This is a genomic window from Nocardiopsis oceani, from assembly GCF_054777395.1.
On record NZ_BAAHAR010000008.1, the window covers coordinates 1 to 17752 of the forward strand.

Below are 17752 nucleotides of genomic sequence, written 5' to 3' on the forward strand. Positions count from 1 at the left end.
CCGTTTGCACGGAGAGATCGGCCTGGTCCCACCCTCGGAGTTCGAAGCCGACTTCTACCAGCACAATCCCGCATCGACACCCGTCGATGCGTCGGTTCCGAGTCTCTAAAAACTCCGGTACGAAACAGTGGCCAGAGTCAACCTGCTCGCGGGTATAGGCCTGCTCGGTGGTCCGGTGGTTGCGGGACTATTGTCCGAACACTCCCCGCAGCTGGCCCTTCTCGTCGGAGCGATCGCAGGCGTGTGCGCCGTGGTACCGGCGTTACTGCTGGTGCGCCTGGCCCCGTTCGCCCCGCCACGCAAGGATCGGCCACGCGGAGGACCTTGGCGCAGGCCGGGTATACGTGAGGCCTGTTGGGGGAGTGCTACCGCGGGTGCGTGGTACGGAGCACTTGGCTCCTACATACCTGTTGTCCTGGCAGAGGCTAGTCAGTCCTCGTCGACCATCGGCGCTCTGGTGGCGATCGCCAATACTGCCTCCCTGACGGGGAGTGTGCTGGTGGGTGGAGTCAGCGGCTCTAGGGTCCGGTGGTCTCTGACTATCGGAACGCTGGCCGCAGGTGTCGGAATGGCCGTTGTGGGTCCGGCTGCCGAGGCAACTCTGCTGGTAGGGGCGGCACTGGCAGTATCCGGTCTCGGCTCGGGCATGCTACAGACAATCGGACCGGCCGTTGCCGCCGACTCCGCCCACGACGATGAACGGGGTGAGGCGATCGCCTCGACCGGGACGTTCCGGGCAGGAGCACTTCTGGCCAGTCCTGTGGGTCTGGCGGGTGTGGTCCTGGTGGCCCCGTTGAGTGGGGCACTGGTGGTGTGTGGTGTCATCATGACGCTGCCGGTGTTGTCCGCTGCACGAATGCGCTCACTGTGACAGATGCCAGGCGAATCCTGGCTCGATCAGCGCATCGGCCCGTAGAGATCCGACTCCAGCCCTGCGAAGTACTCGAGGACGTCAGGACTGGCCATGACATCGGCGTACTTCGCGTTGAGGTCGAACAGGGCCATGGCGTGGGATGCTTCGCCGCGGTCGAAGCAGCCTTCTTCGGCTACGAGGACCCGAAGGTTGTTCGAGAAGGCGTCGACGACGGTCGCTCGTACACATCCGGAAGTGGTGGTTCCGACGACGATGAGTGTGTCGACACCCAGTCCCGTCAGGTCGGATGCCAACGGGGTCCCGTGGAAAGCGCTGGGTGCGCGTTTGGTCAGAACGATGTCTTGCTCCTGGGGGGCGACCTCGGCAACGATCTCCTGCGGGTTCCTGCCTGCGGGACGTACCACCTCGTCCTTGCGGGAACTTCGCCAAAGGCCTGTGCCGACGTCCCCCGGGCGTGTGTCATACCCGGTCGTGTAAAAGGTCGGCACGTTCTTCGCCCGGGCGGCTTCGAGCAGACTCTGGATGTGGGGGATGGCCTGCCAAGCCCTGGGGCCGCAACTGTTACGCGATCCGGTGATCGAATCGATGAGCGACTCGCCCTTGTCTCCGGTGAACGCGTAACTTACGTCAACGACCAGGAGGGCGGGGTGTTTCCCCGGGCCGAGGTAGGTTCCGTAACCGGCGGTATCGAATACGGTTCTGTCATTCTCGGTGAGGAATTTATCCCAGATTGGCATGGCTCTCCATAAGAGTTTGAAACGTATGGGGCTAATGCGGAACCCGCGTTCCCTGAACGTCCCCACTGGTCAGTGACGCCTTGAGGCTCATGCAGAACCCGCGTTCCTTGAACGTCGACGCAGGTCGGCGATGTCTTGGGCAGCGTGTGGCAGGGATTCCGCATAAGCGTCTATGAGTAGATTAATGAATTCGGCCTCGCCGGAGGATACGTCCAGTGCGGGCAGGCAACACCGACTGCGGGGTGAGGTGCGTGGCCGGAGAGGAGAGGCGGGCAAGGACCCCTTATCTCCGTACTTGGTCCCCGAGGAGTTCCTCGAGCCGAGCAGCGGCTGCGTGGAGTTGGCGGACAACGACGAACTGGCGTTGGGGGCCCATGCGGCGTGAGGGAGCGGAGGCGTTTATCGCGCCGACCGTCCTGCCGTCCGTTGAGCGCACGGTGGTTGCCAACGAAAAGATGTCCTCGTCCTCGCGGTGGTTACTGGCGTAGCCGCGTTCACGGACGAGAGCGAGTTCCTTGTCCAGCTCCTCCCGACTCTCGGGGCTCAGAGCGATGCCGTCCTTGACCTCCCCGTCTTTGGGGTAGAGCTCGTTGAGCTGGTCCGTGCCGAGGTCGGCGAGCATGGCCTTGCCGGTTGCCGTTAGGTGGGCGGCCAGTACCTGCCCGGTCCGGTCGGCTACGCGCAGCGGGTGCCTGGATTCGGCGGAGATGAGGTAACGAACCGTGTTGCCCTCAAGCCGGGCCAGGTGCACGGTCTCCTCAACCTTCTGCGCGAGGTCTTCGAGTACCGGGCGTGCGTAGGTGCGGATATCCATCTTCTGGATTGCCGCGAAACCCACGTCGAGCATGGCCGGTCCCAGTACGTAGGTGCGCAGATCGCCCTCCTGCCGTACGAACCCGTGGTGCATGAGCATCGCCAGCAGACGGTGGGCGGTGGAATGGGCGACGTCGAGCGCCGTGGCCACATCCGACAGGCGCAGTCGTTCCTGGTCACGGAACATCAGGAGTAGGCGCAGCGCATTGTCCACGGACGAAATGGGATAGGTGGGCCCTGCCTTGTCCTTTTTTGTGGGGGAGTCCTCAGCCATGGACGAAGCCTATCCGCAAGTTCAGTACCTTCCTTTGGTTTCCGAAGGTCCAGGATACCGGGTGTGCGCTCTGGCTGATCCGGTGCTCGGTTGACAGGACCCGAACGCGCTCATTGGGTGTCGAGCTGACGACGCCCCCTGTTGCACAGGAAACAGGGGGCACGGAGATGTCAGACGAAGATGGAGAGGTTCTTGGCCAGGAGCACGGACTGGTCGAGCAACAGTTCCCGTCGGCACACCTGCCAGGAGCCGTCCCCGGTTCCGCGCACCCTGTCGCGTCGGCGGCCCACGAGGAAGTCAGTCTCGTCGGCGACACGGTTGCGGTAGACAAGGAACCGGCAGCTGACCTCTACCTCGGGTAGCTCGACACTCTCAAGCCGGATGTTGCTCACAAGGTGTGATACACGGGAGACCGGTTCCTCGGCCCAGTGCTTGCCGGTCATCAGCTGTTGTACTCGCTGGCCGACGGTCTCCTTGCCCTCGTCGAACCAGCAGATCTCGCTGCCGGCCCGGGTCGTCTCGAGTTCGTCCACGTCATCGAAATGCACGTTCATCCGCAGGGGGACCGAATACTGGTAGTCCTCCGCGAGCAGGTCGAGCCATTCCTCGTAGCGCCGCTCGTCGAGCAGGTCCGCCTCGCGGTACAGGAAATCCGACACTTCCGAGTGGAGCAGCAGTCGCTCCAAAGCCTTTTCGTTGATTGCCATGATCTCTCCGTGAGTCATTGGTCGGGGTGTCGAGCGGACGGAGTCAGTCCTCTGCGGCGACCTGCTTGCCACCCGCCCGGGGGTCGTGCTCGGCCAGCTTGTTGAGCTCGGGCCATGAAAGGTTGTCCACGAACTCGGACCAGCGGCGGTAGAAGGCGCGCGCGTTCACCTCGCCGGCGATCGCGTGGTGGGAGTGCACCGCCCCTTCGAGCTTGCTTGGCTGCTCGTCGCCGAGCCCTTGCTGGTAGTTGTACGGGTATCGGCGGGCCACCACGCCCATGCTCGCCCCGGTGGCGTAGTCCCAGTTCTCCATGTCGTCCTGCTCGGTCATCCCGGCTGGGCCCGCGTATCGCATGTAGTAGTGGCGCAGCCAGTCGCGGACGTGGTTCGGGGCCGACTTGTCCACCAGGTACCAGCGCCACACCTCGGTCTCGTTCGGACCGATCGGGTGGGCAACGAGGATAGTTCGGGGGAAGCCTGCGGCGAAGGACATGTTCGGGAACATGGTGGCCGGTCCGCGGCCGCCCAGCGGTCGACCCTCCTTTTCGAGGCGCTCTTTGCGTGTCTCCCACGCGTTCACGAAGTACTCGTCAAGGTGCGGTTCGGCGAACTCGGGGTACTGCAGTTCGTACTCCAGGTTGTCCGAGGCGCCGTGGCCGAGCCGGAACGACGTCTTCATCCGGCCCTTGGAGAAGCCACCTTCGTTCTGGCGCTCACCGTGGCGGCGCTTTCCCGCACCGCCGGGGCCGATCCCGACGGCCTCGACGGAGGCGTGAGTGGAGGCGCCGTGGTAGGTGTCGCCGAGGAAATTCTCCGAGACGAACTTCCAGTTCGACTTGATCCGCCACTTGTGCACACCGCGGAAGACCTCGGTGCCGGCCTCGGTACCGTCGAAGGCGTCCGCGAGGTTGTCCAGCCACCAGTGGAACTCGCCCACGTAGTCGTCGAACTCGGGGGCCTGGCCATCCCAGCAGGCAAAGATCAGTCCCTTGTAGTTGCGCACCTTCGGGCAGCGGATGAGGCCCCAGCTCGGTTTGTCCAGGCGTCCGTTGTAGGCGGCCTTCATCTGCGGCACGCCGTGCAGGTCACCGGGGACCGAGACCAGCGATCCGTCAACGGAGTAGGACCACGCGTGGTATGGGCACGTGAACTGCATGGTCGTTCCCTCGTCGTACCGGCAGACCCGCATTCCTCGGTGGCGGCACGAGTTCAACAGCACATTGATCTCGCCCTCACTGTCACGGGTCAGCAGAACCGGATCGGACCCCATCCAGGCGGAGAAGAAGCTCCCGGGCTTGGGCACCTGGCTTTCGTGGCCGACGAAGAGCCAGGCGCGGGGGAAGAGGTTCTCGAGCTCGCGCTTGTGGATCTCGGGGCTGACGAAGATTTCGCGACTGATCTCGCCGCGGTCGGTATCGACGAGTTCACGGACGGAGGACGTGGCCCCCGCAGCTCCCGGATCGAATGTAGCGGTCACAGTTTTCTGCCTTTCTGTGCTGTGTGGTTAGGGTCGCTCTAGACGGGGCTCGTGGTGTCCAACGGGGTGACCTCGGTGGCTAGCGCCTGGATCCGCTGCCGTACGTCGGCGACGGGGGCTCCGCCCTCCCATGCCTGTCGGCACGGTATGACGGCCCGGGGCCAGCCGAAGGCAACGGCGGCGCTGAACCACTTGTCCCGCGAGTACAGGGCGATGTTCCGTTCCCCAGCAGTGGTCCGACAGCGCAGTAGCTCGACGTGGTCCTGCGGGGAGGCCTGGCCGACCATCTGGATCTTGGTCCCGTGCTGGTCGGACCAGAAGTAGGGCGCCTTGGTATGCGGTCTCTGGTTGCCGGGGTCCATGATGTTGTGCGCGACCAGGTGGGCCTGCTCGACCGCGCTGGTCCAGTGCTCGACCCGCCGGTGCTGCCCGGTGTGCACGTCGTACCAGCGCGCGACGTCACCGATTGCGTACACCCCCTCCGCGCCGTGAGCCGCACAGAACTCGTCGGTGATCACCCCCCTGTCGAGGCGGAGGTTGGACTGGGCGAGCCAGTCGTCGTTGGGAATGGAACCGATCCCCACGACGACGGTGCCCGCGTGGAGACGACGGCCGTCGGAGAGGTGGAGCACCCCTGTGTCGTCGGGGAGCTGCTCAATCGCGGAGACGGCTGCTCCTGTCACGATTGACACGCCCGCCTCCTGGTGGATGCCGCTTAGGAGCCCTCCCACACGTGGTCCCAGAACGTGAGCGAAGGGGGTGGCGAGTGATTCCACGATCGTCACGTCGTTATCGATTCTGCGGGCTGCCGATGCCACCTCGGCGCCGATGAACCCTCCGCCGACGATGACGACCGGACCCTTGCGCGCAATCCGTTCGCGCAGTGCCGTTGCGTCCTGGAGCTCACGGACCGTGTGCACCAGCTGAGTGTCCTGCGGGCCGAGGGTGCGTGCGCGTACACCGGTTGCGATGACCAGGGCGTCGTAGGGGATTTCCTCACCGTTGTCGAGGTGTACCCGCCGACGGGTGGTGTCGAGGTTCGTCGCCGCATGGCCGAGGTGGGCCTCGATGCGCTCGCCCGCCCATCCTGACTCCCCGAGAAGAGCGATGTCGGAGCGGGTCTGCTCGCCGGTCAGCACTTGCTTGGACAACGGGGGCTTGTCGTAGGGGGCCTCCCGTTCCGCGCCCACCACGGTGACGTCGCCTTGGAAACCCGCGCTGCGCAGTGCCTGGGCAGTGCGGATCCCGCCCACGGAGGTTCCGACGACGACGACGTGTTCAGGCTTCATCGGAGGTCAGCCAGATCGCGTTCACGGGGCAGCTCCGGACGGCTTCGGTGGCTTTGTCAGTCTCGTTCTCCTCCACGGACTCCCGAAGCACGACGACCATGCCTTCGTCGTCCAGGTCGAAGTGTTCTGAGTCGAGTACCACGCAGTTTCCGTATCCCTGACATTTGCCGATATCCGCGCCGATGCGCATGGATCGCTCCCCGGGTCGCTTTTCGGGCCCTCGCTCTCGCAACCGCTGATCACGAAGGGTGAGTGTCGACCATCTCTGGATTCGCTGTGCGAGTGCGCTTGCCTTGATGGTCTTACCAACATACCTTAAGAAGGTCTGACCTACGTGTCAACGGCGTCAAGAAGATCACGAACGAGCCCGTACACAGAAGCCGAGACCGGACGGATGGCGAAAACCCGTGCCCAGAGCTGATCCACCCGAGGAGTCCGAACCGCCCAGAGCAAGGGGAGACGGCGTAGCCAGCGGCCTGTCGGTGGCCCTCTTCTCGCTTTCACACGCGATCGCCGGTATCGCGGTCCCACTGTTGATGGTCCGGGCCGGTTACGAAGTCGCAGAGGTCGGGATCGTCATCGCCATGGCGGCGGTGGCCCAGATGGCCACTCGGCTGAGTCTGGGAGCTCTTATGCGGCGCCTGCCCGACAAGGTGTTCGTGGTGGCCTCGGGAGCGCTCATCTCGATCTCGTGCGGGATCGTCGTGGTGTCGAGCGGTTGGGCGGCTGTGATCGTCTCGCAGCTACTCCAAGGCGTAGCGCGAGCGTTCTTCTGGACCGGAACGCAGACGCACGCGGTACGCACGTCCGACTCATCGGTGGGCGCGTTGGCTAAGATCAACCTGGTTGCGGGCTTCGGCCTCCTCGGCGGCCCCGTCCTGGCGGGCCTGCTCTCCGAGCATTCCGCGCAGCTGGCCCTTCTTGTGGGAGCCGTCGCTGGAGCTTGTGCCGTCGTACCCGCGCTGCTGCTGGTGCGGCTGGCTCCGTTCGGGCCGCGCACCTCGGACCGGCGCAGGGGCGGTATCTGGCGCAGGCCCGGTGTCTACGAGGCCTGCTGGGGCAGCGCGACGTCAGGTGCCTGGCGCGGCCTGCTCGGTTCCTACGTGCCGGTCGTCCTTGAGGAAGCCCGTCAGTCATCCTCGACCATCGGCGTGCTCGTGTCAGTCACGAATGCCGCATCCCTTGTGGGAAGCGTACTCGTTGGGCGGGTCACCGGTTCGCGTATACGGTGGTCCCTGATCCTTGGCACGATCGCTACCGGGGTCGGAATCGCTGCGGTGGGGCCGGTGGCGTCGAGCGCAGTGCTCGCTGGGGCGGCACTGATGTTGTCCGGTGTCGGCGCGGGTGCTCTCCAGACGGTGAGTCCCGCCCTAGCGGCCGATTCGACCGGGTCTGAAGAGCGGGGTGAGGCGATCGCGTCCACCGGCACATTTCGGGCCGGGACACTTCTATTGGCGCCGGTCGGTGTCGCCGGGTTGGTCGTCGTGTCACCGTTGAGTGTGGCACTGGTGGTGTCCGGCCTCCTCATGGTTCTTCCGGTGGCGGTCAACTCCCGCAATAACACCGGGGGCCGAAAGTGACCCGGCCCGTTTCCACAGCCGAACGCTCAACTTCAGGAGATGCCTTGTCTACCGGGCCCGATACACCGAACGACGCGGTGGACATGTTCCAGCCGGTGTCGAGTACGCGTATCTCGCAGACCATCGTCGACCAGGTCCGGTCCCTAATCCGCTCCGGCGGATTGAAGGTCGGTTCTCGTCTGCCCTCCGAACGGGAGCTGGGTGAGCGCTTCGGCGTCAGTCGGATCACCGTGCGTGAGGCACTGCGGATGCTGGAGGCGAACGGGCTGGTCGAGATCCGTGTCGGCGGTGGCGGCGGCGCCTTCGTCACGATCCCCTCATCCGGACAGGTCAGTGAGGGGATCACCGATCTCCTGAGCATGTCGGCCCTCTCCTCGGCTCAGGTCACCGAGGCTAGAAGCGTCTTCGAGCTGGGAATCGTTCCGCTGGTGTGTGAGAGGGCCAATGACCAGGACATCACCGAGCTCATGGACCTGTGCGACAAGGCGGCGGAGGCGAGGTCCCAGGGATCCTACACCGTGGCCATGTCCTTCGACTTCCACACGCGGATCGCGGCGGCCACACACAACCCGGCGGTAGTGATGTTCATGCGCTCGTTCCGGGAGCCGATCCTGAAGTCCCTGCAACAGGCGCACCACGAAGGTCAACAAGGCGTCGAGGAACACCGGGCGTTCGTCGAAGCTGTTCGTGACCGTGACGTGGAACGGGCACAGACTGTGCTGGGCGAGCATCTACAGCGGACGGCCAACCGGTTGGCCTTCTGATTCTTGTTCTGCAGTGCGTGGCGGTGTCGATTCGTTGAAGCAACGCCCTCGTCCTGGCCCTCCAGCAGCTACTTGTGGAAGACCTCTTGCGGTATGTAGAACCCCAGACAGGACTGGGGGAAGGGTATTGTCCTGGGCGTTGCTGGTCACATCGGCTAGGGTGATTCATTGGCGGCCAACGTTGCTGCCGCAGACGCAACGGCGTGGTCGTTCTTCGTCCACGCCTGACTGGCCCTCGTCCGCGTTGGTCGGGGCGTAGGAGTTGCTCATGCGTGAGTTCCGTGGTTTCGCGAATCGCAAGCACGTTCATCGTGGTGCTGGTGACTTGGGACCTGGTGGCCACGCTTCCACTCGCGCTCGCGGTGGCTGGGCACAAGGGCTCCACGGTCGTCGTCGCCCTCAACGGCGTCCGCCTGCTGCGCGATCGCGCTTCGACAGGGTGAATCCGCATTCGGGTGGATCAGCCACCGATAAGGGGAGGGCGATCGAGGCGTCCTGGTCGCTCAAACCGGGGAAGGGTTTCTACGCACAGGCGTGTGGTGGCCCGACACTGGCCCTGAACTGCCAGGGGCAGCCCACCCATCCCCGTCCTTGGAAGAGCCCCAGCCCTGACAGGCCCTGTGGCCGGGTACGCCCCGCCGTCGTTTTCCGGGCGGAGTGGGCTGTGGCCTGGCCTTTCTCAGTCCGGTGGGGTTGTTTCGACTGAGTTTGAACTGAAGAGCACACCAGGAGCACACAACGCCCCCAAACGCCGCGAGGACCTCTTTCGAGGTCCTCGCGCACCCCGTCTGACCTGGGGTTTTGTGGTGCACCCGGCAGGATTCGAACCTGCGGCCGTCGGATTAGAAGTCCGGTGCTCTATCCACTGAGCTACGGGTGCGCGATTGAGTTGTGGCCCGGCGTGGCAGGGCGTGGCGACCGCGGTGTCGCCGGTCGTGGGGCCGGGAAGGCGATCCTACGGTCGGGAGGGCCCGTGCCGTGGTGTCTCTGGTGTCCCGAGCAGACATTCTAGGGTATTCGTCTGATGTCGCTCACGGGAGGGCAAAGCCTCACCAACTACGGTGATTCGTAGTTGCGTCTCGTTACCACGCGCGTTCCACCAAACCGGTCGCTATGGGCCTCGCGCCCCACGTTACCGGTGATTAACACCTGGTGCGCTGCTGTGCTGCTGGCGTTTCGTCAACTCCGAGGGGCCGCCCCCGGTGAGGGGCGGCCTGCTAGGTCAGAAAATCCACCATTGACCTGCCAGGATCATCAGTGATGCCACAGCGACCAGCATGCGGTCCCCTCCCCGGGTCGACTGTAGGGCGCTCTAGGTGTATGGGTGAATACATTGCGTAGCAAACGTGGTTTTGCTGTGGTTTGGAAACGACAGGGAGTGCTGTTGACTGGGTGGTTGAGACGAGGGCTCGTAGGCGGGTTTCTGCTGGACAGAGCGGTTCCCGACCCTGAGCGAGGGCATCCGGTGGCGCTCTTCGGTGCCGCTGTGGGGCGCTTGGAGCGGTGGCTCTACCGGGACTCGGTGGGGGCCGGTGTGCTTTTCGCGGGCGCGGCCGTCCTGCCGGTGGTTCTGGCGGGATCGCGTGCCCGCGGGACCTTGGCGACGGCGGTGGCCGCGTGGACCGTGCTGGGCGGCAGCATGCTGGGGCGTGAAGCGGAGCGCGTCGCAGACGCTTTGGAAGCAGACGACTTGGAGCGAGCCCGCGCGTTGGTGAAGGGGCTCTGTGGGCGCGACCCCGAGTTCCTGGACGAGTCCGGGGTCGCCAGGGCCGTGGTGGAATCGGTCGCTGAGAACACGTCGGACGCCGTGGTGGGCCCGTTGGTCTGGGGTTCCCTGTGCGGTGCCGGTGGGCTGGTGGGGTTTCGGGCGGTCAATACCTTGGATGCCATGGTCGGGCACCGGAACGCGCGTTACGAACGCTTCGGGAAAGCCGCCGCGCACCTGGACGACGTGGCCGGGTGGGCACCTGCGCGGCTGACCGCGGTGCTCGCCGTGCTGGCCGCGCCCGTGGTGGGCGGGGAGCCGGGGCGGGCGTGGCGCGTGTGGCGGCGGGACCGCCACGCGCACCCGAGTCCGAACGCCGGGCAGTGTGAAGCCGCTTTCGCCGGCGCGCTGGGGCGCACTCTGGGTGGGACGAACTCGTACGGGGACCGTGAGGAGCGGCGCCCTTTGATGGGAGAGGGGCTTCCGGTGGAGGTGGGCGATATCCGCAGGGCGGTCAGGCTGGCGAAGGCCGTGAACCTCGGTGCTCTGTTGGTGGCGGTGCTTCGGTGAACGTCCTCTTGGGAGGTGGGCCGCGGGTTCGTGGTGGCTTCGGGCACCGACTTCGCCGCGGCCCGTGAGTCCCGGCTGGATGCGCTGGGGGATGTGGTGGAACACCACATGGACACCGGTGCCGTCTAGCGGCTGCTGGCCGAGGGTGCCCCGAGGGGTTGCCGGTCGTCCCGCCGGCATGATTCAGCGGGGTGTTCCGGTCGGAGGTTTTCGGCCTGTGTGGGCCCGGGTTCAGGCCGCGAGCGACCGTGCGTGGTTGACCTGCTGGTTGACGTGGTGCACGTAGGCCTTGTTGTTCACCGGGATCTGGGCCGCGTGGTAGTGACCACCGCCCTGGACGGTGACCTGGATGTGCCCGCTGGTCTTGGTCTCCTTGGCGAGGAGGAACAGCAGGCTCAGGAGGCAGGTCCAGATGAAGAGAATCGCGATGATGATCGCCCAGGCGGGGGTGGACTGCTCGGTGCGGCTCATGTCGGTCACGGTCCACACCGTCCCCCTGATGGGGAAGCGTCCGCCGGGGGTGATCACGGTGTTCTGCGTGATCGCGATGTCCCCGATGGTGTCGAGCGTGGGCTCGTTGGGCACGGGCTGGCCTCCGGTGTTGGCGGCCTGGTAACCGCCGGTGCCGTAGGGCTCCAACTGGCCGCCCGTGTGCTGCTCAGGGGGCAGTCCCCAGCCGGGGGCCTCGCCGCTGGGCTGTTGCCAGGGTTGCCCCTGGTGGGGATTGGGGTGCTGATTCATGGGGGGATTCTGTCAAAGGACGCCTGTATGTCCACTGTCAGTCTCAGCATGAGAACGGGGTGTGGCCGAATGTGGCCAAAGCAGACCGTTTGTGCTGAGTCCTGTACCCCGCGCACGCAGGGATTTTGCCTGGTGTGGCGCGGATCACTCCAAACCATCCATTTTTCGCCGCCTTGGGGCGGGCTGGCCGTAAAACATGAATGTCTTTCGCACTTTCCTTACTCGTGCGTAACATGCGGCTGATCCATCGCCCGCACCCCCAGGTGGTGACAGCACATGCCCCCATCCCTCCGACGACGGCTCCGCACCGGTGCCGTGGGCGCCGCCCTCGCGATCACGGCGTCCACTGTCGCCGCCCTGCCCGCGACACCGGCCTCCGCCGAACCCCCGACCTACGAGGACTACTGCGCGCCCGACGGGTGCCTCGACATCCTCCCGCCCGGCCAGAACGGCAGCGCCACGCTGGCCGAAATCCTCGCCCACCAGGCCTTCGGCACCCGGCCAGAGCACTCCTCCAGCCAGCTCGACATGTACGACGACCTCGTACACCACTACGACGGACTCACCGACGAGGGCCTCGACGACTTCTTCATCGACGCCACCTTCGGTGTGGAAGAGGACGACGTCGGCCGTGAGTACCAACCACGCGACGACGTCACGATTACCCGGGACTCCCACCACGGCATCCCGCACGTCCAAGGCACCACGCGCGAAGGCACCATGTACGGCGCCGGATACGCCGCGGGCGAGGACCGCCTCTTCCTCATGGACGTCCTGCGCCGCGTCGGCAGCGGTGAACTCACCTCCTTCGCCGGAGGCGCGGAGGGCAACCGTGAACTCGAACAGGACCTGTGGAACACCGCCCCGTACACCGAGGAGGAGAAGCAGGCTCAGATCGACCGGGTCGCCACGGAGGGCGGCGAGCGCGGTGAGCAGGCCCTCGCCGACGTCGACGCCTATCTCGAGGGGGTCAACGCCTACGTCGACGAGGCCGACAGCGGCCGCTACTTCCCGGGCGAGTACGTCCTGACCGGGCACAAGGACGCCATCACCAACGCCGGGGAGATCGAACACTTCACACCTACGGACGTCGTCGGGATCGGCGCGATGGTCGGCGGCATCTTCGGCGGCGGTGGCGGCGGCGAGGTTCAGGCCGCGATCGTGCTCGCCAACTTCCAGGACCGCTACGGAGCCGAGGAAGGGCTCGAGCTCTGGCACGCCTGGCGTATGGAGAACGACCCAGAGGCCGTGGCCAGCGTCGACGGCGAGTTCCCCTACGCCCAGACCCCCGACGACCCGGTCGGCGAGGTGGCCCCCGACGCCGGCTCCGTGGAGCCCTACGACATCGTCCACGACGAGTACGGATCCGCCTCGTCCGACGCCGCGGCCGATTCGCTCGCCTCCAGCGCCGAAGACGCGCCCGGACCCGACGCGCCCACCGTCGACGAGCTCCCCGAGGAACAGCAGGCGCAACTCGACGAGATGGTCGAGGACGGCGACCTGTCCGCCGCTGAAGGCATCTTCGACGACGGCGTCCTGCCCGAGGACTTCCTCGACCCGCGCGGGATGTCCAACGCGCTGCTCGTGTCCGGGGAGCACACCGAGAGCGGCAACCCCGTCGCGGTAATGGGGCCCCAGACCGGCTACTTCTCCCCGCAGCTCCTTATGCTCCAGGAACTCCAAGGCCCCGGCATCAGCGCCCGGGGCGCCTCCTTCGCGGGGGTGAGCTTCTACGTGCAGATGGGCCGCGGCGTCGACTACGCCTGGAGTGCCACGTCGGCGGGCCAGGACATCACCGACACCTTCGCGGTCGAACTGTGCGAGACCGACGGTTCCGACCCCGGCACGTCCTCGCGTTCCTACGTAGACACGGCGGGGGAGTGCACGGACTTCGAGGAACTGAGCGTCAGCAACGACTGGACGCCCACCATCGCCGACGGCACGCCGGAGGGCGGATACACGCTCACCTCCCTGCGCTCGGAGTTCGGCCTGGTGCGGTCGTTCGCCACGGTCGACGGCGCACCCGTCGCCTTCACCGAGCTGCGGTCCACCTACATGCGCGAGGTCGACTCGATCCTCGGCTTCCAGCAGTTCAACGACCCCGATGCCATCACCTCGGCGGAGACCTTCACGCAGGCCGCCGACGACATCGAGTACGCGTTCAACTGGCACTACGTCGACGACCAGGACATCGCCTTCATCAACTCCGGTGCCAATCCGGTCCGGACCGAGGGCACCAACCCGACCCTGCCGATCGACGCCTACTCCGACTCCGGCTGGTCCGGCTGGGACCCGGTCACCAATGAGGCCGACTACCACCCGCAGGAGGATCACCCGCAGGAGACCAACGCGGACTACATCGTCAATTGGAACAACAAGCCCGCCGACGGGTACACCTCGCCCTGGTCCACCGGTTCGGTGCACCGCAACGATCTGTTGGACACCCGGGTGTCGGACCGGATCGGGGAGGGGCACCAGTTCACGGCGGCCTCGCTGACCGCAACCATGATGGAGGCCGGAGTAGCCGACCTGCGTGCCGAGGAGGTCCTTCCGGTGCTACTGGAGGTGATCGACACCGAGGCGGTGGACGACCCCGAACTGGCCGAGACGGTGGAGGACCTGCGTGCGTGGAGCGAGTCCGGTTCCCTGCGCCGCGAACCCGAGCGCGACGCCGGGCACTACGACCACGAGGATGCCATCCGCGTGCTGGACGCCTGGTGGCCGCTGCTGGTCGAGGCGCAGTTCGAGCCGGGACTGGGCGAGGACCTGTTCACCGAGCTCAGCAGGGCGGCGTCGATCGACGAGGCGCCGTCGGGCGTAGGCCACGTGGGTTCGGCCTACCAGTACGGCTGGTGGTCCTACGTGGACAAGGACCTGCGCACGGTCCTCGGCCACGACGTCGAAGGGACGCTCGGTGACGAGACCTACTGCGGTGACGGCGATGTCGACTCCTGCCGCACGGTCCTGCTGGACACCCTCGCGGCGGCGGAAGCCACCCCTGAAGGTGAGGTCTACCCTGGTGACGACCACTGCTCGGCCGGTGACCAACTGTGCGCTGACACGGTGATCCACCAGTCGGTGGGCGGCATCGACATGTGGCCCATCGCGTGGCAGAACCGGCCCACGTATCAGCTCGTCTACCAGTTCTCCGGCGGCAGGTAGCCCCGAGCAACGGATGCGGCCCGCGGTGCCCCGAAGCGAACGGGGCGGCGCGGGCCGCAATCGTGTATCCATCTGGCTGATTTTGTGGTGCGCCGGGTCTGTGTGGGTAGCTTAAGGACTACCCGAAACCACAGCGGGAGGGCCACAGAAAAATGCCCTGGCTGATCTGGATCATTCTCGCGGCCGCCCTCGGGGTCGCCGAGTTCTTCACCATGACCTTTGTGCTCGGACTCATTGCGGCTGCCGCACTTGTCGCCGGGCTCCTCGGGGCCATCGGGCTTCCGTTGGTCGTGCAGATCATCGGTTTCCTCGCCGCGGCCGCCGCCGGCCTCGTCCTGGTCAAACCGATCATGGACCGCCAGATCGAGCGAGGACCGGACATCCGTTCCGGAACCGCCGCACTGGTGGGCCAATCCGGGGTCGTCCTCAAGGAAGTCGACGCCGACGAGGGGAGGGTCAAACTCCAAGGAGAGGAATGGTCGGCACGCTGCCTCGACGAGGACCTCGTGATCCCGGTCGGTGCCCACGTCGACGTCATGGAGATCGACGGGGCGACGGCCGTGGTCTATCCGCGGGAGGCGCTTCCGGAACTGCCCGGGCTGAACCGGCCCGAAGAGAACTGAACCGGTCCGCGGAGAACTGAACCGGTTCGGAGGCAACGAGCAGGACCGCAAGCAGCGAGTCGGCACGAAGAGTACCGATCCGACCTGAGGCGGACCGGCGCGGGCAGAACGGCCCGCGGCAGGCAGAGTCCGCCCCCCGTCACGTCAACGACAGACACCGAGCCCAGCCACAGCCACAGACACATCCCCCAGACCTAGGCACAGGTGCCGAACGTGGAAAACATACCGTTCATCATTACCGCTGTACTCCTGGTCGCCATCGCTTTGTCGGCGATCCGTATCGTCCCTCAGGCGAGGGCGTACAACATCGAGCGCTTCGGGCGCTACATCCGCACCCTCGACCCCGGCCTGAACTTCATCATCCCGGGCGTCGACCGGGTCAACACCAGGTTCGACCTCCGTGAGCAGGTATTCAGCTCGCGTCCGCAGCCAGTGATCACCGAGGACAACCTCGTGGTCAACATAGACACGGTGCTCTACTACCAGATCACCCAGCCCAAGGCCGCTGCCTACGAGGTCGCCAACTACATCCAGGCCATAGACCAGCTCACCGTCACGACGCTGCGTAACGTCATCGGTTCCATGGACCTGGAGAAGACCCTCACCTCGCGCGAGGAGATCAACACCCGGCTGCGCGGGGTTCTGGACGAGACCACCGGCAAGTGGGGCATCCGCATCAACCGGGTCGAGATCAAGGCGATCGACCCGCCGCCCACCATCAAGGAGGCGATGGAGAAGCAGATGCGGGCCGACCGCGACAAGCGGGCGGCCATCCTGCACGCGGAGGGTGAGCGCCAGTCACGCATCCTCAAGGCCGAGGGCGCCCGCCAGCAAGCCATCCTGGAGGCCCAGGGTGACCAGCAGGCGGCGATCCTGCGGGCCGACGGTGAGGCCAAGGCGATCGAGCGGGTCTTCCAGGCCGTGCACGACAACAACGCCGACGCCAAGCTCCTCGCCTACAAGTACCTGGAGACGCTGCCGAGCCTGGCCGAGGGCGACGGCAACACCTTCTGGGTGATCCCGGGTGAGCTCACCGAGGCGGTCAAGAACGTCAGCCACGCCTTCGCGGGCGATGCCGCCCAGGCCACCCCCTCCACGACCAAGCGGCCCGACGAGGAGGAGGGGGAAGAGGGCGGACCGGCGCAGATCACCGGCCCCGACCCGGCGAAGGCCTCCGCCTCCGCGCAGGCCGCGGCGGACGCGGCCGAAGCTGCGGAAAAGGCGGTCGCGGACGCGCGCGACGATGTCCGCAGGGCGGGTGCGCGCATGGGCCCGCCGGCTCCGGAACAGCGCGAGGGCGACTGACCGCCCCGTAGGCGCGGCCGAAGTATCGCCGGTGCACAACTGACTGACCGAGACACAGCGTAAGAACGGCGGTGGTGGCGGGTCCCGAACGGAGGGGCCCGCCACCACCGCTGTGAGGTCTGTGTGCTCGGGTTGTGCCCGGCCGGTCAGACCAGGAGCAGCTTGCCGGTGGTGCTCCGCGCCGCCAGGTCGCTCTGTGCCAGTCCCGCCTCGTCGAGTGCGTACCGGCCGCCGATCCGTACATTGAGGCGGCCCTGCTCCACCAGGCCGAAGAGGTCTTCCGTCCGCCCCAGGAGTTCTTGGCGGTCGGCCACGAAGTACGCGAGCGAGGGGCGCGTCAAGTACACCGAACCGGCGCTGTTGAGCCGCTGCGGGTCGACGGGCTCCACCGGGCCGCTGGACTGCCCGAACAGCGCCAGTACGCCGCGCGGGCGCAGCGACTCCAGGCTGGCGTCGAAGGTGTCCCGCCCGACCCCGTCGTAGACCGCGGCCACGCCCTCGCCCTTGGTGAGGTCGCGGACGGCCGGGGCCACCGGTGTCTCGGTGTAACGGATGATCTCGTCGGCACCGGCCTCGCGCGCCACACGCTCCTTGGCGTCGGTGGAGACGGTGCCGATCACCCGGGCGCCGCGCGCCTTGGCCAACTGGGTGATGAGCAGCCCGGTACCGCCTGCTGCGGCGTGCACGAGGACGCTCTCGCCCTCGCCCACCGGGTGTACCGAGTGGGTGAGATAGTGCGCGGTCAGCCCCTGGAGGAGCAGCGCAGCGGCCTGTTCGGTGGATACCGCGTCGGGCAGGGGAACCAGAAGGGACGCAGGCACCACTGCCCGGTCGGCGTACCCGCCCGGGGCCATCGCCCAGCCGACCCGCTGGCCCACCCGCAGGTCGCTCACGCCTTCCCCGAGGCCGGCGACCACACCGGCGGCCTCCATGCCGGGGATGTGGGGCAGGGAGATCTTGTAGGCGCCGCTGCGCTGGTAGATGTCGATGAAGTTGACGCCTCGGGCCTCGACGTCCACGAGTACCTCGCCGGTACCCGGCACGGGGTCGTCGGTTTCGGCCAGGCGCAGTACTTCGGGGCCGCCGTTCTCCTCGATCACGATCGCGCGCATGGTTCTCCTCACTGGGGGA

The 17752-nt window shown here is 66.3% G+C and carries 16 protein-coding genes and 1 tRNA gene; 8 read left to right on the forward strand and 9 right to left on the reverse strand.

Features of this window, described 5'->3' with window-relative positions:
- The first annotated feature begins 127 nt into the window (after positions 1-127).
- Entirely contained in the window at positions 128-871 is a 744-nt protein-coding gene (locus tag ACYVDG_RS05785; RefSeq protein ID WP_460747289.1) for an MFS transporter, read from the forward strand.
- A 26-nt stretch (positions 872-897) separates the two neighbouring features.
- On the opposite strand, the gene ACYVDG_RS05790 is transcribed toward ACYVDG_RS05785, so the two are convergent.
- From ACYVDG_RS05790 to ACYVDG_RS05815, 6 genes are all read right to left on the reverse strand, one after another.
- Complete coding sequence (locus ACYVDG_RS05790) at positions 898-1611, reverse strand: isochorismatase family protein (RefSeq protein WP_460747290.1); 714 nt, start codon at positions 1609-1611, stop codon at positions 898-900.
- Between the two features lie 283 nt (positions 1612-1894).
- Entirely contained in the window at positions 1895-2698 is an 804-nt protein-coding gene (locus ACYVDG_RS05795) for an IclR family transcriptional regulator (RefSeq protein WP_460747291.1), read from the reverse strand.
- Between the two features lie 170 nt (positions 2699-2868).
- Positions 2869-3405 (reverse strand): 3-phenylpropionate/cinnamic acid dioxygenase subunit beta, encoded by a 537-nt coding sequence (locus ACYVDG_RS05800; protein WP_460747292.1) that lies wholly within the window; start codon positions 3403-3405, stop codon positions 2869-2871.
- 43 nt (positions 3406-3448) lie between these two features.
- The gene (locus ACYVDG_RS05805) at positions 3449-4882 is read right to left on the reverse strand and encodes an aromatic ring-hydroxylating oxygenase subunit alpha (protein WP_460747293.1); all 1434 of its coding nucleotides are present in this window, start codon (positions 4880-4882) and stop codon (positions 3449-3451) included.
- A 38-nt stretch (positions 4883-4920) separates the two neighbouring features.
- Positions 4921-6171 (reverse strand): NAD(P)/FAD-dependent oxidoreductase, encoded by a 1251-nt coding sequence (locus ACYVDG_RS05810; RefSeq protein WP_460747294.1) that lies wholly within the window; start codon positions 6169-6171, stop codon positions 4921-4923.
- Entirely contained in the window at positions 6161-6361 is a 201-nt protein-coding gene (locus ACYVDG_RS05815) for a ferredoxin (protein WP_460747295.1), read from the reverse strand. The genes ACYVDG_RS05810 and ACYVDG_RS05815 overlap by 11 nt, the downstream gene beginning before the upstream one ends.
- Positions 6362-6578: 217 nt before the next feature.
- Between ACYVDG_RS05815 and ACYVDG_RS05820 the strand changes: the two genes are divergently transcribed.
- From ACYVDG_RS05820 to ACYVDG_RS05830, 3 genes are all read left to right on the forward strand, one after another.
- Positions 6579-7751: an MFS transporter gene (locus tag ACYVDG_RS05820; protein WP_460747296.1), complete on the forward strand. Its 1173-nt coding sequence runs from the start codon at positions 6579-6581 to the stop codon at positions 7749-7751.
- Positions 7752-7795: 44 nt separating this feature from the next.
- Positions 7796-8515 (forward strand): FadR/GntR family transcriptional regulator, encoded by a 720-nt coding sequence (locus tag ACYVDG_RS05825; RefSeq protein WP_460747297.1) that lies wholly within the window; start codon positions 7796-7798, stop codon positions 8513-8515.
- Positions 8516-8787: 272 nt separating this feature from the next.
- Positions 8788-8958, forward strand: coding sequence for a hypothetical protein (locus ACYVDG_RS05830; protein WP_460747298.1), 171 nt, complete (start codon positions 8788-8790; stop codon positions 8956-8958).
- Positions 8959-9319: 361 nt separating this feature from the next.
- Here the strand turns inward: ACYVDG_RS05830 and ACYVDG_RS05835 are convergent.
- Positions 9320-9395, reverse strand: a tRNA-Arg gene (locus tag ACYVDG_RS05835).
- Between the two features lie 498 nt (positions 9396-9893).
- Here ACYVDG_RS05835 and ACYVDG_RS05840 point away from each other — a divergent pair.
- A complete protein-coding gene (locus tag ACYVDG_RS05840) occupies positions 9894-10790 on the forward strand; it encodes a cobalamin biosynthesis protein (RefSeq protein WP_460747299.1) in 897 nt (298 codons plus the stop codon).
- A 231-nt stretch (positions 10791-11021) separates the two neighbouring features.
- Here ACYVDG_RS05840 and ACYVDG_RS05845 read toward each other — a convergent pair whose 3' ends face one another.
- Entirely contained in the window at positions 11022-11531 is a 510-nt protein-coding gene (locus ACYVDG_RS05845) for a hypothetical protein (RefSeq protein WP_460747300.1), read from the reverse strand.
- A gap of 276 nt (positions 11532-11807) precedes the next feature.
- Between ACYVDG_RS05845 and ACYVDG_RS05850 the strand changes: the two genes are divergently transcribed.
- The 3 genes from ACYVDG_RS05850 to ACYVDG_RS05860 all read left to right on the forward strand — a co-directional run bounded on the left by ACYVDG_RS05850 (position 11808) and on the right by ACYVDG_RS05860 (position 16621).
- Positions 11808-14693 (forward strand): penicillin acylase family protein, encoded by a 2886-nt coding sequence (locus ACYVDG_RS05850; protein ID WP_460747301.1) that lies wholly within the window; start codon positions 11808-11810, stop codon positions 14691-14693.
- Between the two features lie 152 nt (positions 14694-14845).
- Complete coding sequence (locus ACYVDG_RS05855) at positions 14846-15316, forward strand: NfeD family protein (protein ID WP_460747303.1); 471 nt, start codon at positions 14846-14848, stop codon at positions 15314-15316.
- A gap of 213 nt (positions 15317-15529) precedes the next feature.
- Complete coding sequence (locus ACYVDG_RS05860) at positions 15530-16621, forward strand: SPFH domain-containing protein (RefSeq protein WP_460747304.1); 1092 nt, start codon at positions 15530-15532, stop codon at positions 16619-16621.
- Positions 16622-16767: 146 nt separating this feature from the next.
- Here the strand turns inward: ACYVDG_RS05860 and ACYVDG_RS05865 are convergent, their stop codons facing one another.
- Entirely contained in the window at positions 16768-17733 is a 966-nt protein-coding gene (locus tag ACYVDG_RS05865) for a quinone oxidoreductase family protein (RefSeq protein WP_460747305.1), read from the reverse strand.
- Between the last annotated feature and the right edge of the window lie 19 nt (positions 17734-17752).

Coding starts and splice junctions, on each gene's coding strand:
- ACYVDG_RS05850 (WP_460747301.1), top strand. CDS start 11,808: ATGCCCCCATCCCTCCGACGACGGCTCCGCACCGGTGCCGTGGGCGCC.
- ACYVDG_RS05815 (WP_460747295.1), bottom strand. CDS start 6,361: ATGCGCATCGGCGCGGATATCGGCAAATGTCAGGGATACGGAAACTGC.
- ACYVDG_RS05790 (WP_460747290.1), bottom strand. CDS start 1,611: ATGCCAATCTGGGATAAATTCCTCACCGAGAATGACAGAACCGTATTC.
- ACYVDG_RS05855 (WP_460747303.1), top strand. CDS start 14,846: ATGCCCTGGCTGATCTGGATCATTCTCGCGGCCGCCCTCGGGGTCGCC.
- ACYVDG_RS05800 (WP_460747292.1), bottom strand. CDS start 3,405: ATGGCAATCAACGAAAAGGCTTTGGAGCGACTGCTGCTCCACTCGGAA.
- ACYVDG_RS05795 (WP_460747291.1), bottom strand. CDS start 2,698: ATGGCTGAGGACTCCCCCACAAAAAAGGACAAGGCAGGGCCCACCTAT.
- ACYVDG_RS05810 (WP_460747294.1), bottom strand. CDS start 6,171: ATGAAGCCTGAACACGTCGTCGTCGTCGGAACCTCCGTGGGCGGGATC.
- ACYVDG_RS05845 (WP_460747300.1), bottom strand. CDS start 11,531: ATGAATCAGCACCCCAATCCCCACCAGGGGCAACCCTGGCAACAGCCC.
- ACYVDG_RS05865 (WP_460747305.1), bottom strand. CDS start 17,733: ATGCGCGCGATCGTGATCGAGGAGAACGGCGGCCCCGAAGTACTGCGC.